We start from the raw sequence: 13,946 nt of genomic DNA on the forward strand, positions 1-13,946 counted from the left end.
GGCCGCCCCGCGCCACCGTTCTCCACAGTTCATTGAATAAAACTGCAGATAATTCCTTCGCGGCGTTAAGTCCTCCTTCACCGCCACCGGGGCAACGTCCCCTTGCATCCCAGCGATGGCGCAGGCGGAACGAAGCGTCCCCAGCACAGGTCAGAATGACGAACCCATGCCCGCCCGGCAACGCCAAGGGCGCGGCGTCCCAAAACGTCGGCGCAAAACGCGCCAAGCTATAGGATTACGACTCATGTCGAGCATTCTGACCAACAACGGCGCAATGATCGCGCTGCAGACCCTCAAGGGCATCAACGGTGCGATGGCTAAAACCCAGAGCCAGATTTCGACCGGCAAGGATGTCGCTAACGCCAAGGACAACGCCGCCGTATGGTCGATCTCTAAAGTCATGGAGTCGGACGTCGAAGGCTTCAAGAACATCTCGGACAGCCTCGCGCTTGGCCAGTCCACCGTCGCCGTCGCCCGTCAGGCCTCGGAAACCGTGACGGATCTGCTCAAGCAAATGAAGGGTAAGATCGTTTCGGCCCAAGGTGAGAACGTCGACCGCGGCAAGCTGCAGACCGACGTCGCAGCTCTTCGCGACCAGATCGTTGCCACTGTTGGCGCCGCCCAGTTCAACGGCCTGAACCTGCTGTCCAACAAGTCCACGGTCGCCGGGTCAGGTTCGACGAACGTGCTGTCCTCGCTGGATCGTTCGGCGACCGGCGTGGCAACCTCGAGCATCTCGGCCCTGAAGCAGGATCTCACGCAATCGGCGAGCGCGATTGCAGCGACGGGCGGCACGTTCAACGCCAACGTCAACACGTCGGCCGTGACGCTGAACGGAACTCAGACGGGCTCGATCAACGTCGGAACCGCGGTATCCGGCGCCTCGCTCAACTTCAACGCGGGCACCGCCTTCGCGCTCAACGTCTTCGGAACGGACGGCGACAACAGCTCCTTCACGCAGGCCAGCTGGCGGACTTCCGCCGCCGCCGCCTCGACCCAGACCGAAGCTGCGGCGAACTCGATCCGTTACGTCACCCGCGAGGGCGACACGGCCGCAACTGTTGCCAAGGCGCTGGGCGAAGCCTACGGCCGCTGGGCCGGAGCGAACGGCCTGTCCACGGATACGCTGAACATCACCGCCAATAACGGGGCGCTGTCCATCACCTCCAAGGTGACCACTGCCAGCGACACGCTGCAGGTCAACCTCGTCAGCGTGAGCAACACGGCTACCAACACGATTGGCGGCGGCCTCGAAGGGCTTCGTACCGTCGACGTAAGCTCCGCGAGCGGTGCGAAGTCGGGGCTGAACGCCATCGAAGGCCTGATCCAGACCGCCGTGGACGCGTCGGCCTCCTTCGGCTCGGTGCAAGGCCGGATCGAGACGCAGTCCAAGTTCATCTCAGGTCTGTCCGACTCTCTCAAGGCTGGCATCGGCACTCTGGTCGACGCCGACATGGAAGAGACCTCGGCCCGCCTCCAGGCGCTGCAGACCCAACAGCAGCTCGGCGTGCAGGCGCTGTCGATCGCCAACCAGGCGCCCCAGTCGATCCTGTCGCTCTTCCGCTGATGCGGACGGCGGAGGCGGCCTTGCCGCCTCCGTCACCCCCATAGACTTCGCGGCAAAGCCCCGAAGGGTCGTCTCAGGTCCCGAAAGGACACCTCATGAACGCCATGCAACAGGCCCGCAATGCCTATGCGGGACCGCAGTCTCCGATTCGCACGCCGCGCCAGACCGAACACCAAGTCTTTTCGACCGTCACGGCCCGCCTCGCCGCCGCCGCCCAGCGCCCCGAGGACTTTTCCGGCACCGTCGCCGCCCTGCACGACAACCGCCGTCTTTGGACTTTTGTCGCCGCCCAAGTGGCCGGCAAGGACAACGCCCTCCCCCAGGACCTCCGCGCCCGCCTGTTCTACCTGGCGGAGTTCACGGACCACCACACCAACCGTGTCCTGAACCGCGAGGCCGACCTCCAGCCCCTTATCGACATCAACACCGCCGTGATGCGTGGCCTTGGTGCCATGCCCGCCCCGGCCGCCACCCCCAAGGGACCGCAATGACCGGCCTCGTCCTCAAGCTGGGGCCCAAGGAGCGGGTCCTCGTCAACGGCGCGGTGATCGAGAACGGGGACCGCCGCTCCCGCCTCGCCATCCTGACGCCCAACGCCAACATTCTCCGCCTGCGCGACGCGATCCGCCCCGGCGAAGCCAACACCCCCGTCCGTCGCGTCTGCTACATCGCGCAGCTCGTCCTGTCGGGCGACGTGCCCGAGGATCAGGCCGGCCTCCAGCTCCTGCGCGGCATCGAGCAGCTGAGCCAGGCGCTGGTCGACACCGACAGCCGCTCCATCCTGACCGAAGCGACCGACGCGGTCCGCAGCGGCGACTTCTACCGCGCCCTCAAGCGGCTTCGCGGCCTCCTCCCGCGCGAAGAGCGGCTCCTGGCCTCGGCCCCTGCCCCCTCGCGGCCGTCATGACCTACCAACCGGTCCTGCCCCTTGGTGGCTATACCGGTTGGCGCTATCTCCAACGCACGTTGGACACGCAGCAGGCGTCCTTCAGCAAGAGCGCGCCCGTCCAGCGGGCCACCGAATACTTCAAGGCCAACATCTCCAAGGCCAAGACGGCCGCCGACCTCGTCGGCGACCGCCGCCTCCTCGAGGTTGCCCTGGGCGCCTTCGGCCTGTCGGACGACGTCAACTCCAAGGCATTCGTCCAGAAGATCCTGGAAGGCGGCACGATCAAATCGACCGCCCTGGCCAACAAGCTGTCCGACAAGCGCTACGCCGCCCTGGCCTTTGAGTTCGGCTACGGCAACCTGGGCGCGCGGACGGGGCTGAGCGGCTTTGCCGACAAGATCATCGCCAAGTACCAGCAGCAGGCCTTTCAGGAGGCCGTAGGCGATCAGAACAACGATTTCCGCATGGCGCTGAACCTGTCCGAGGGGATCAAGGACATCACTGGCAAGACCCAGAACACCAATGCCCAATGGTATCTGGTCATGGGCAACGCACCCCTGAAGCAGGTCTTCCAGAAAGCGATGGGGCTGCCGGCAAGCCTTTCTGCCATCAACGTGGACAAGCAGCTGACAGCGTTCAAGGACCGGGCGCAGTCGATCTTTGGCACCACCAAGGTTTCCGACTTTGCCGATCCCGCCAAGCAGGAAAAACTAGTCCGCCTGTTTCTCCTGCGCTCCGAGTCGCAGTCGAGCGCAGCCAGCCCCGCATCCATGGCACTCCAGCTCTTGGGTGGGGCAGGCTGATCCAGGGCCGCAGTTGGTCGCGCTTACATCGGCTCCGCGACCACCGGCTTCCCAACCGTCCGCCGCATCACCGCCCTTCTTTCCGGGCCTGGGGCCGCGCGGGCGCCAGGGCCTGCCGAAGCGCGGCAAAGCTGGCAGCAGGCGCGGTCATGCCGCTCGTGGCCAAGAAACGGTCCAGGCCCCCTTGCACGGCCACAGCGGCGTCGATCTCTGGGTCCGAGCCCGCTGCATAGAGGCCAGCCCGGATCATCAGGGCCGCCCGATCGTAAGCCCCCAGCAGCGCCCTTGCCTCTCCGATGAGCTGGTTCTCGGTCCGGCTCGCGACGCCTGGAAGCGACCGGGACACGGAACGTAGCAGGTCCACCGCCGGGAAACGGCCTCGCTCCGCAATGGCGCGATCCATCACGACATGCCCATCAAGGACGCCGCGCAGCCAATCGGCGACCGGCTCCTCCATGTCGGAGCCTTGCACCAGGACCGAGTAGATGGCCGTGATATCGCCCTGCTGGTCCGCCCCAGGGCCTGCCCGCTCGCACAAGGCGGCGATGGCCGGGCCTGTCGAGGCCGGAAACCCGCGCAGCGCGGCAGCCTCCCCTGCGGCGACGGACACCTCGCGGTGCGCTTCCGCGAACCGGGTGACGCTGTCGATCAGGAGCAGGACCTGCCGACCCTCGTCTCGAAAGTGCTCCGCGACCGCTGTCGCGGCCCAGGCGCAGCGGCGGCGCACCTGCGGCGCACGGTCCGAGGTAGCCGCTACTACGACGGCCCGGGCCATGCCCTCAGGACCAAGGACATCTTCCACGAAGTGGCGCAGCTCGCGGCCTCGCTCGCCCACAAGGCCGATCACCACGACCTCGGCGGCGACGCCACGGGCCAGACCGGCCAGCAGAGTGGATTTGCCCACCCCCGAACCCGCGAAAAGGCCGATCCGCTGCCCACGCGCGAGGGGCAGGAGCGTGTCGAACACGGCATAGCCGGTGCCGACGCGGGCCCCCATGGCGCGGCGCTGTCCGGCCGGGGGCGGATCGGCCCGGAGCGGTCGGGTCCAGGCGCCGGGCAGAAGGGGGCGGCCATCCAACGGGCGGCCGTCCGGGTCCACCACCCGCCCGATCCACGACGAATCAGGCGCGAATCCGGGGGCAGGCTCAAGCCGGACGGGGTCGGCCAGGGACACGCCGTCGGCCGTTCCTTCGGGCAACAGGTGAGTCAGGCCATCCCCGATCCGGATGACCTCGGCCTGGATGGGCGTGCCATGGCGTGGCATCACCCGGGCTCGGTCGCCAAGGCGCGCCGTCTGCGTCAGGCCCGAGGCCTGTAGTACGCCGCCGCTCGCCCCGGCGACGCGGCCGAGCGGATGCTCCGCCCGTGCCCGTGCAACTGCGCCACAGATCCTGTCGATGAGGGGGTCGGCCATTCGAGCCTCCACGCTTGCGGGGTTTCATAACCGATCCTTAGGGAATCGGTCTTAAGGCTTCCTTGCATTGTTCGAGGGAGAAGCCCCGATGTACGAATCTCTGGACGTGATCCGGACATCCGCTGCCATGGCCCGCCACGCCGGCCGCAGGCAGGCCCTGGCGGCCGTGAACGTCGCCAATGCAGACACGCCGGGCTTTCGCGCCCAGGCTCTGCCCTCGTTCACGCAAACCTTCGAGGCTCAGGGCCTGCGCGCGACGCGGCCGGGCCATCTGGGCTCTGCCGGTCCTGACGGCGCTCGCGCGTTCGACCAGCCTGGCGAATCATCGCCCAACGGCAACACCGTGTCCCTTGAAAGCGAGATGTTCGCCTCTGCCGAAGCCACGCGAGAGCAGGGCCGCGCCATCGCCATCTGGCGCCACGCCATCACCGTGCTCCGCACCTCCCTAGGACGCTGAATCATGGCCGAGTTCTCCGACGCCCTCCGCATCACCATGTCCGGCATGCAGGCCCAGGCAACGCGCCTTCGCCTCACCGCCGAGAACATCGCCAACGCCGAAACGCCCGGCTACCATCGCAAGACCGTCAGCTTCGAGGCCATGGCCGACGGGGCGGGAACCATTGCCACCGGACCCGTCCGGCTGGACCAGAGCGCGCTGGAGCGCATTCACGACCCGTCCAACCCGCTGGCCGACGCCGATGGCTATGTGGACGGCTCCAACGTCAACCTTCTCCTCGAGATGACGGACGCCCGCGAGGCGTCCCGCAGCTACGAGGCCAACCTCAAAATGTTCGAGCAGACGCGGAGCATGTCGTCGGCGCTCCTCGATCTTCTCCGCCGATAGGAGTTCAGAATGGATCTCAAGGCCACCCTTTCCCAAGTCGTCAATCATTACGCCTCTGCGCGCCCCGCCACGGCGCCGCAGCCCGGAACCACCGGGGGCGTGCTGGGCGACCTCGCCAAGGACTTTGCCGCCACGCTGTCGCGCAGCGAGCAGACCGCGATGGCGACGATGACCGGCGGATCGGACCCGCATGCCTTGGTGCAGGCGCTCACCCAGACCGAGCTGGCCGTCGAAACGGCCGTCACGGTCCGCAACAAGGTGGTCGAGGCCTACCAGGAAATCCTGAGGATGCCCGTCTGATGTCCGAGGCCGCCTTCTACGACACGCTTCGCCAGGGGCTCTGGACCGCCACGCTGCTGTCGATGCCGATCCTGTCGATCGCGCTGGTCGCGGGGCTCGCCATCGGCCTTCTGCAGGCGCTCACCTCCGTCCAGGAGCAGACGCTGACCTTCGTGCCGAAGCTGGCGGCCATCGTCGCGGTCTTCTGGATCTCCATGGGATTCATGACCGAAACGCTCGTGGGCTTCTTTCAGGACACCATCGCACCCGCCATCGAGGGGAGCTGAGGCATGGACAACGCGACCTACGCCACCCTCACACGGCAGACGGGCCTCATGGCTCAGATGCAGATGGTGGCCAACAACATCGCGAACGCCACCACCACGGGCTACCGTGGCGAGCATATCGGCTTTTCCGAGTATGTGCGGACCACGGGCTCCGGAGCCTCGCTGTCCATGGCCACCGCCCGGGTCCGCGAAACCGACCTGTCGCAGGGGTCCCTGTCCCAGACCGGCGGAGCCTTCGACCTCGCAATCGAAGGCGACGGCTTCTTTCTGGTGCAGACTCCCGATGGGCCCCGCCTGAGCCGCGCAGGCCATTTCGGCCCGAACGAGAACGGCGACCTTGTGACGCCCGAGGGGTATCCGGTCCTCGATGCCGGGGGCGCGCCTGTTTTCGTGCCCCAGGGCCAGGGCCCGGTGGGCATCGCACCCGACGGCACGATCTCGGCCGGGGGCAATCCGGTGGGACAGATCGGCATCGTTCTGCCTCGCGATCCCCTCGAGCTGGTGCGCGAGGGCGGCACGCTTTTTCGCGCCGACAGCGGCACCGACCCGGCGCTCGGGGGCCGTGTCCTACAGGGCTTCCTGGAAGAATCGAACGTCAACCCGGTCCTCGAAGTGTCGCGGATGATCGAGGTCCAGCGCGCCTACGAGATGGGGCAGGGCTTCCTCGAACGCGAGGACGAACGCATCCGCAAAACCATTCAGGCCATTCAGACAAGGTAACATCGCATGCGCGCCCTCGAGATCGCCGCTTCCGGCATGACGGCCCAGCAGACCCGGGTCGAGGTCATTTCCAACAACCTCGCCAACATGAGCACGACGGGCTACTCGCCCCGCCGGGCCGAGTTCGCGGACCTGCACTACCAGCAGCTCGTCCGCCCCGGCACCATCAATGCGGCGGACGGGACGGTCCTGCCGGTCGGCGTGCAGCTGGGCCTGGGCGTGCGGCCCACGGCCGTGTCGGTCATGATCTCGCAGGGGGCGCTCTCGGCGACCGGCAACGACCTCGACCTGGCGATCGAAGGCGAGGGCTATCTGGAGGTGCGGCTTCCGGACGGACGTTCGGCCTACACGCGGGATGGCTCGCTCAAGCTTTCGCCCGATGGCCTGATCGTCACCTCGGACGGTTTCCCGGTCGAACCCGAGGTGACGGTTCCGGCCGATGCCAAGTCGATCTCGATCAACGCCGAAGGCGAGGTTTACGCCTACTTCAGCGATCAGGTGCAGCCGCAGCTCCTGGGGCAGTTCACCTTGGCCGGCTTCACGAACGCCAAGGGTCTGGAAGCCATGGGGTCGAACCTGTTCCTCGAGACGGCCGCATCCGGCGCTTCGCTGGTCGCCACACCGGGGCAGGACGGGCTGGGAACCCTGCGGCAGGGCTATCTGGAAGATTCCTCCGTGGATGCCGTGAAGGAGGTGACCGACCTCATCGAGGCGCAGCGCGGCTACGAGCTGAACTCCAAGGTCATCACGGCGGCCGACCAGATGCTTGGCGCCACGGCGCAGATCCGGTGATGGATCCCTTTGCCGCCTGCCGCATCGTTGCCGTCCTGCTCCTCGGCGCTGCTCCGGCGGCAGCCGACATCATCGTTCCGACCCGCACGATCCCTCCGCAGTCGATCATCGGCCCCGAGGACCTGGCCCTGTCGGAGGCGAACGTCCCGGGCGCAGTCACCGATCCCTCCCAGGCGATCGGGCTGGAGGCTCGGGTCGCCCTTTATCCGGGCCGGCCCATCCGACCCCAGGACCTGGGCCCCCCGGCCGTGATCGAGCGCAACGCCATCGTGCCGCTGATCTTCATGCGGGGGACCCTGCTGATCACCGCCGAAGGACGCGCCCTCGACCGCGCAGGCCCCGGAGAGCTGATCCGCGTGATGAACACCACGTCGCGCACCACCGTCACGGCCCGCGTCGGCACCGACGGCGCCGCCTACGTTTCAGAATGAAATGGCTCCCATGACCCCATCCCGCGCCCTTCTGCTTCTCCTGTCGCTGGCCGCCTGCGGCTCCTCGCCTTTGGGGCAGCCGCCGACATTCACCCCGGCGGCCTTTCCCATTCCGGACGAGGAGTCCGCGATGCGGGATCCCCTCCGCCTGCCGACTGCCATGGCCCCCCTGCCCGTCTACCAGGCGTCCTCCTCGGCCTCGCTCTGGACCGGGGAGCGCGGCTCGCTCCTTGGCGACAACCGGGCGGTGGAGCGGGGCGACATCCTGACGGTCGTCATCGAGATCGACGATTCCGCCCAGATCAGGAACACGACCGAGCGGGGCCGTCAGGGCTCCGAATCGCTGGGCGTCGATGCGCTGTTCGGGGTGCCGGAAACCCTGAACGGCAACCTGCTGGGCGGCGGAGGGCTGTCGCCGGGCGTGGACCTGTCGTCCAGCCACACCTTCTCGGGCGAGGGCACGGTCCAGCGGAACGAGCAGCTCGAGCTTCGCGTCGCGGCCACCGTCACCGAGGTGCTGCCGAACGGCGTGCTGTCGATCTCGGGCAGTCAGGAGGTCCGCGTGAACAACGAACTCCGCGAACTTCTCGTCACCGGCTTCGTCCGTCCCGCCGACATCAGCCGCCAGAACGAGGTCACCTATGACAAGATCGCCCAGGCCCGCATCTCCTATGGCGGGCGAGGCCAGATCACCGACATGCAGCAGCCCCGCGCGGGCGCGCAGGCCATCGACAACATCCTTCCGTTCTGAGGCCTTTCCATGAAGCGGCTCCTGATACCCCTCATCCTCCTGTTCCTGGGCCTTGGCGGAGGCGTGGGCGCGGGCCTGCTGCTCACGCCCGCCCACGAAGAAAGCGACACCGAGGAGCAGGCGGCGGCCGAACTCGCCAATCCCTGCGGCGAGGTGGTGCCCGCCTCGGAGGCCGAGGAGCATGCCACCGGTAGCGAGACCGATGCCGAGCACGGCACGGAGGAGGCTGCAGAGGATGGTCATGCGGAGGAGACCCAGGAGGTCATGTCCGAGGACGGCCACCCGCTGCACGACTATGTCAAGCTCAACAATCAGTTCATCGTGCCCCTTCTGACCGATGGCCAAGTCGATGCGCTGGTGCAGCTTTCTCTTTCCGTCGAGGTTCCGGCCGGGCAGCAGGAAACCATCCTGATGATGGAGCCCAAGCTGCGCGACAGCTTCCTCCAGGTCCTGTTCGACCATGCCAACACCGGCGGCTTCGACGGGCTGTTCACGGCATCCTCGGCCATGCGGGAGCTGCGCAACGCTCTCCTTGAGGCGGCCCAGGACGCAGCCGGCGGAGTCGTCACGGACATCCTGATCCTCGACCTCGTCCGTCAGAGCAAGTGACCGGCGCCTGGGTCCCCCAGCGGGCAACACGGTAGCAGGCGGCGCCTTCGCGGGCGCCGCTTTTCTGCTTGAGGTACAAGTGCGTCCGGTTGGTCGAGGCAGCAATGAACCTCCCAGGCGGCCGGGCGCCTGCAGTGGTCGGACCATCGGCGCCCAGGATCCTCCCGCGCGTCCCGGGCCTACCAGCCGCGCTCTTCGGTCCTGTGGCGACGCGCCGTCGCAACGTCGCGCGCCTGATCGAGCAGCGCCTGCGTAGCACTCCGGCGACCGAAGGCGCGGGCCAGGTCGTCGCGCGCCATCTCGATCTTGGCCAGGACCCGCGCGAGTTCCCCGTTCAGGGCGCTCGCTCTCTTGTCGATCCAGCCTTCCCAGCGCAGATCGGCCCCGGCGCGAAGCGCGACATCGGTGGCCAGGGCTTCGGACGCTCGAAGGCGTCGGGCAGTCTCGAGCGCCTCGATCTGGCGCCGCAGCTCGGCTTCCTCGCGCCGCAGGCTCGCCAGCCGAGCTTCGGCCGCGTCGCAGGACACACCCGCCAGACGCACCAGAGGGGCCAGATCCTTTTCTCTCATCTCGATACTCCCTTGGCTTTGGCGCGCAGCCGGTCCGCGAACCGGATCGCGGCCGCCACAGCCCGCCACTCGGGGCGGCCGACCTGCTGGCCGATCTCGACCGAGGCGTAGATGGCGCGGGCCGTCGGCGGGTCGCGGCGGATGGGAACACCGGCGGCCATGGCCCGCTCGCGGATGCGGGCAGCGACGTCGTCCACGCCCTTGGCGACGCAGACCGGCGCGCCTCCGGTCGCCCGGTCCCACTTCAGGGCGACTGCGTAATGAGTCGGGTTGACGATCACGACCGAGGCCGTGGGCACATCGTTCAGCATCTGGTTCATGGCGATGCTGATGCCCTTTTGCCGCCGCTGCTGCTTCAGATGCGGATCGCCTTCGCTTTCCTTCATCTCATCGGTCATTTCCTTGCGGCTCATCATGTGGCGCTGCTGGAACGAGATCCGCTGCCAGACCAGATCCGCCAGACCAAGGGCCAGCGCCACCAGAACCACTCGGGCCATGAGATCGAGGGCGATCTCCAGAAGGAGCAGGGTGGCCATGCCCGGTTCCTGCGCCGCGGTGCCGATCAGGCGGGGCGTCGACTCGGCCAGCGTGATCCCCAGGACCGCGCCAAAGAGGCCGATCTTGAAGAGCCCCTTGCCAAAGGCCACGATACCTTCCTTGCCGAACTTGTTCTTGGCTTGCGCCATGGGCGAGATGCGGGACAGCTTGGGAACCAGCTTGTCCGGCGCGATCACGATCGATTGCTGCGCCACGAGGCACAGCAGCGCCGCGATCGCGGGAATGGCAAACCAGGGCCAGGAGGCGGCGGCCGTCTGGCCCAGTATAGCTGCCCAGAATGGCTGCGGACTTCCCGTGAAGACCTGCTCCGACAGCGGGGCCGCCTGGGACAGCAGCGTCTTCAGCAGTGCGCCCAGGCTGAGCAGGGAGCCCGCCCCGAAGGCCGAGGCAGCCATGTAGAAGCCGCCGTAGCTTGCCGCTGTGACAAGGTCCGGGGATTGGGGAACGTCGCCGCGCTTGCGTGCATCGTCGAGCCGTTTCTGGGACGGCTCGAAGCTTTTCTCGGTTTCGTCCTCCTCGCCCTGGCTCATGGCAGGTTGCCGAAGGGATTGGCCATGAAGCCCTGAAAGGCTGCGATCCAGACGGACAGCATCACGGGCGCCGCGACCAGAAAGAGCATGAGGCCCCCGGCGGTCAGGGCGGGCGCGCCGATGAAGGTCACCATGAGCTGGGGCATGGCCCGGTTGATGACGCCAAGGGTGACATTGTACAGGAGCGCGGCCGCAACGAAGGGGGCGGCCAGGGAGAAGGCAAGCGCAAAGGTCCGCCCCACCTCTCCCACACCCGCCTCAAGGAGCATTCCGGGATCGAGGATGGTTCCCGCCGGGGCCAGGGCATAGCTTTGGATCATGTAGGCCGCGACCTGGACATGCAGACCGAGGATGGCTGCCAGCGCGAGCCCCCCGATCACGAGGACATGCGTCATGGCGGGCGACGGCTCGCCCCCCGGGCCAGAGCCGAAGAGCTGGGACAGCGAGGTGGACTGGGCGGCCATCGTGCCGGCCGTCTGGAGCGCCAGGACGAAAAGGCGCAAGAACATGCCAAAGGCGAGGCCGGTCGCCACCTCGCTCAGGGTCAGGGCCAGGATATGGGACGATGCGCCGGGCGGCGGAAGCGTGTCGCCCACCACGGGCAGCACGATAAGGCTGAATGCGATCCCCAACCCCAGCCGCACCCGCGCGGGAATGGACATCTCTCCGAACAAGGGCAGAAGGGCCAGCATCGCCCCCACTCGCAGGAAGACGACGAAGCCGGCCCACAGGCTGCCCTGGACGAGAGCGATCAGCGGGTTTAGATCGGCCAGGAGCTCGGGGCTCATGGCATCACCGGTCCGGGCACGACGTCCGAGCCGTCATGCCGGAACAAGCCCCACAAGCGCCGGACGGGCATCGATGCCAATCTCCTCGAAGGACAGCACAGGGTTCGCGATCCCCTTGGCGGCCAGCACCGTGCGCAGGAAGCGCCGCCGCCGCATGGAGGTCACGAGCGCCGGATAGGTGCCATGCTCGGCGGCCTGCGCCACCTTCTCGGCCACGGCGTTGGCCAGGCGGTTGAACTCCTCGGGGGGCAGGGCCACGTCGGACGGCCCCCGGTCTGCGCCGATCTGGTAGGTCGAGAAGATCTCCTCCCATTCGGGGGCGAGCTGCACGAGGGGAATGGTGCCGTCCGTGCGGCGCAACTCGGCCACGAGCTGGAAGCCCAAGCGCTGGCGGACGTGTTCCGCGATCGCCTCGGCCGTTGGCATGGACGCCCGCGCCTCGGCCACGGCTTCGAGGATGAGGGGCAGGTTCCGGATCGAGACCCTCTCCTCCAGCAGGAGCCGCAGCACGGACAGGAGCAGGTCCACGGGCACCCGGTCGGGGATCAGTTCGTCCAGCATCTTGCGGTTGGCCTCGGACCGGGCCGAGTCCGATAGGTTCACCATTTCGTCCAGGAGGCGCCGCAAAGCCTTGAGGGTCATCAGGCGGGAGAAGTTGCGTTTGATGATCTCCAGCAGATGGGTCGCCAGCACCTCGGCAGGCCAGACGGTGGTGAAGCCCGACAGCGCCGCGGTGTCCTGATCCTCGGGCGAGATCCACCGGGCGGGCGCGCCGTAAACAGGCTCTTTCACGTCCTGGCCCGACAGGGCCATGCTGTCGGAGCCAGACAGCAGCGCCAAGATATGGCCGGGCCGGAGCGTGTCCGCGGCCTGCTCCACGCCTTGCACCTTGACCCGGTAGCCCCCCGACGGAAGGGCTGCGTTGTCGGTGAGCCGGATCTCGGGCAGCAGCACACCAAAGGCCGTCGCCACATGGCTGCGCATGTTGCTGATCCGAACGTCGAGGCCCGTGGCGGCATCCAGGACCATGTCCACGAGATCCGGGGCGAACTCCACATGGATGTCGTCAAGGTCGAGCAGATCGCCCATGGAGGCCTTGCGGGCAGGAACGTCCGGCCCGGTGGACACCGCGGCCTCGGGCTCTGGGGGGCTGGCTGAGATTCGCCAGGCCGCATAGCCCAACCCGGCCGCGCCGATCATGAAAGGCAGGAACGGCATCCCCGGCACCACGGCGAACAGACCCATCAGGACGGCCACCGTGGCGATCGCGGCGGGATAGCGGCTCAGCTGGCCTATGATCGCCACGTCGGTGGTCTGGGTGGAGCCGCCGCGCGCGAGCAGGAGGGCCGTCCCCACGGCGATGATGACGGCCGGAATCTGGCTGACGAGGCCGTCACCGACCGTCAGGATGGCATAGGTCTCCAAGGCCTCGCCGATCGGCATCCCGTGGATGAACACACCCATGATCAGGCCCATCACGAGGTTCAGCGCCGTGATGAGGAGGCCCGCCACGGCATCGCCCTTGACGAACTTCGACGCGCCGTCGAGCGAGCCGAAGAAGGTCGTCTCCTGGCTTTCCCGTTCACGCCGGGCCTTGGCCTCCGCATGGGTGATCGCGCCCGCCGCGAGGTCAGCGTCGATGGCGAGCTGCTTTCCAGGCATGGCGTCGAGGGCGAAGCGCGCGCCAACTTCGGCCATGCGGGCCGCGCCCTTGTTGATGACGATGAAGTTGACGATCAGCAGCACGAGGAAGACCACGATCCCGAGCAGGACCTGGCCGCCCATCACGAACATGGCAAAGCCCTCGATCACATGGCCTGCGGCGTCCGTGCCGGTGTGGCCCTGCCCGATGATGAGCTTGGTGGACGACACGTTCAGGGACAGCCGCAGCATCAGCGAGGCCAGGAGGATCGAAGGAAAGGCCGAGAAGTCGAGCGGCCGCTCGATGAACAGGGTGACCGTGAAGATCAGGATCGCCAGGGCGAACGAGAGCGCGAGGCCCATGTCCAAGATCCAGGATGGCACCGGCAGCACCATCATGACGATGATCGCCATGAGGGCGAGAGCGAGAAGGATCCTCGGCTGGAACATGGTCGTCAGCGTCAGCGCGGGCAT

General features: G+C 67.4%; 18 protein-coding genes. 13 read left to right on the forward strand and 5 right to left on the reverse strand.

Annotated elements, in window-relative coordinates:
* The first annotated feature begins 244 nt into the window (after positions 1-244).
* The 4 genes from FHG66_RS05175 (at position 245) to FHG66_RS05190 (ending at position 3,259) form a co-directional block, all read left to right on the forward strand.
* Complete coding sequence (locus FHG66_RS05175; RefSeq protein ID WP_139075803.1) at positions 245-1,567, forward strand: flagellin N-terminal helical domain-containing protein; 1,323 nt, start codon at positions 245-247, stop codon at positions 1,565-1,567.
* Between the two features lie 95 nt (positions 1,568-1,662).
* Complete coding sequence (flaF, locus tag FHG66_RS05180) at positions 1,663-2,058, forward strand: flagellar biosynthesis regulator FlaF (RefSeq protein ID WP_139075661.1); 396 nt, start codon at positions 1,663-1,665, stop codon at positions 2,056-2,058.
* On the forward strand, positions 2,055-2,474 hold the full coding sequence (gene flbT, locus FHG66_RS05185; RefSeq protein ID WP_139075663.1) for a flagellar biosynthesis repressor FlbT: 420 nt from the start codon (positions 2,055-2,057) through the stop codon (positions 2,472-2,474). Before flaF ends, flbT begins: the two co-directional genes overlap by 4 nt.
* Positions 2,471-3,259 carry a DUF1217 domain-containing protein gene (locus tag FHG66_RS05190; protein ID WP_139075665.1) on the forward strand — a complete coding sequence of 263 codons (789 nt, stop codon included), beginning with the start codon at positions 2,471-2,473 and terminating at the stop codon, positions 3,257-3,259. Before flbT ends, FHG66_RS05190 begins: the two co-directional genes overlap by 4 nt.
* A gap of 67 nt (positions 3,260-3,326) precedes the next feature.
* Here the strand turns inward: FHG66_RS05190 and FHG66_RS05195 are convergent, their stop codons facing one another.
* The gene (locus FHG66_RS05195; RefSeq protein WP_139075667.1) at positions 3,327-4,673 is read right to left on the reverse strand and encodes a FliI/YscN family ATPase; all 1,347 of its coding nucleotides are present in this window, start codon (positions 4,671-4,673) and stop codon (positions 3,327-3,329) included.
* 88 nt (positions 4,674-4,761) lie between these two features.
* Between FHG66_RS05195 and FHG66_RS05200 the strand changes: the two genes are divergently transcribed.
* Genes FHG66_RS05200 through FHG66_RS05240 form a run of 9 tightly spaced genes read left to right on the forward strand, consistent with a single transcriptional unit; the run spans position 4,762 to position 9,386 of the window.
* Complete coding sequence (locus tag FHG66_RS05200) at positions 4,762-5,130, forward strand: FlgB family protein (RefSeq protein WP_139075669.1); 369 nt, start codon at positions 4,762-4,764, stop codon at positions 5,128-5,130.
* A gap of 3 nt (positions 5,131-5,133) precedes the next feature.
* Entirely contained in the window at positions 5,134-5,517 is a 384-nt protein-coding gene (gene flgC / locus FHG66_RS05205; protein WP_139075671.1) for a flagellar basal body rod protein FlgC, read from the forward strand.
* 9 nt (positions 5,518-5,526) lie between these two features.
* Positions 5,527-5,817 carry a flagellar hook-basal body complex protein FliE gene (gene fliE / locus FHG66_RS05210; RefSeq protein ID WP_139075673.1) on the forward strand — a complete coding sequence of 97 codons (291 nt, stop codon included), beginning with the start codon at positions 5,527-5,529 and terminating at the stop codon, positions 5,815-5,817.
* On the forward strand, positions 5,817-6,083 hold the full coding sequence (locus FHG66_RS05215) for a flagellar biosynthetic protein FliQ (protein WP_139075675.1): 267 nt from the start codon (positions 5,817-5,819) through the stop codon (positions 6,081-6,083). Before fliE ends, FHG66_RS05215 begins: the two co-directional genes overlap by 1 nt.
* A gap of 3 nt (positions 6,084-6,086) precedes the next feature.
* A complete protein-coding gene (locus FHG66_RS05220; RefSeq protein WP_139075677.1) occupies positions 6,087-6,803 on the forward strand; it encodes a flagellar hook-basal body complex protein in 717 nt (238 codons plus the stop codon).
* A gap of 6 nt (positions 6,804-6,809) precedes the next feature.
* Positions 6,810-7,595, forward strand: coding sequence for a flagellar basal-body rod protein FlgG (flgG, locus tag FHG66_RS05225; RefSeq protein ID WP_139075678.1), 786 nt, complete (start codon positions 6,810-6,812; stop codon positions 7,593-7,595).
* On the forward strand, positions 7,595-8,026 hold the full coding sequence (gene flgA, locus FHG66_RS05230; protein ID WP_139075680.1) for a flagellar basal body P-ring formation chaperone FlgA: 432 nt from the start codon (positions 7,595-7,597) through the stop codon (positions 8,024-8,026). The genes flgG and flgA overlap by 1 nt, the downstream gene beginning before the upstream one ends.
* Positions 8,027-8,036: 10 nt before the next feature.
* Complete coding sequence (gene flgH, locus FHG66_RS05235; RefSeq protein ID WP_139075682.1) at positions 8,037-8,777, forward strand: flagellar basal body L-ring protein FlgH; 741 nt, start codon at positions 8,037-8,039, stop codon at positions 8,775-8,777.
* 9 nt (positions 8,778-8,786) lie between these two features.
* Positions 8,787-9,386 (forward strand): flagellar basal body-associated FliL family protein, encoded by a 600-nt coding sequence (locus tag FHG66_RS05240; RefSeq protein ID WP_139075684.1) that lies wholly within the window; start codon positions 8,787-8,789, stop codon positions 9,384-9,386.
* Between the two features lie 179 nt (positions 9,387-9,565).
* On the opposite strand, the gene FHG66_RS05245 is transcribed toward FHG66_RS05240, so the two are convergent.
* The 4 genes from FHG66_RS05245 to flhA are packed head-to-tail and all read right to left on the reverse strand — an operon-like array spanning position 9,566 to position 13,946.
* Entirely contained in the window at positions 9,566-9,955 is a 390-nt protein-coding gene (locus FHG66_RS05245) for a hypothetical protein (RefSeq protein WP_139075686.1), read from the reverse strand.
* On the reverse strand, positions 9,952-11,043 hold the full coding sequence (locus FHG66_RS05250) for an EscU/YscU/HrcU family type III secretion system export apparatus switch protein (RefSeq protein WP_139075687.1): 1,092 nt from the start codon (positions 11,041-11,043) through the stop codon (positions 9,952-9,954). The genes FHG66_RS05245 and FHG66_RS05250 overlap by 4 nt, the downstream gene beginning before the upstream one ends.
* Complete coding sequence (locus FHG66_RS05255; RefSeq protein ID WP_139075688.1) at positions 11,040-11,831, reverse strand: flagellar biosynthetic protein FliR; 792 nt, start codon at positions 11,829-11,831, stop codon at positions 11,040-11,042. The genes FHG66_RS05250 and FHG66_RS05255 overlap by 4 nt, the downstream gene beginning before the upstream one ends.
* Before the next feature lie 33 nt (positions 11,832-11,864).
* Complete coding sequence (gene flhA, locus FHG66_RS05260) at positions 11,865-13,946, reverse strand: flagellar biosynthesis protein FlhA (RefSeq protein ID WP_139075690.1); 2,082 nt, start codon at positions 13,944-13,946, stop codon at positions 11,865-11,867.

Source organism: Rubellimicrobium rubrum, from assembly GCF_006152115.1.
GTDB lineage: Bacteria > Pseudomonadota > Alphaproteobacteria > Rhodobacterales > Rhodobacteraceae > Rubellimicrobium > Rubellimicrobium rubrum.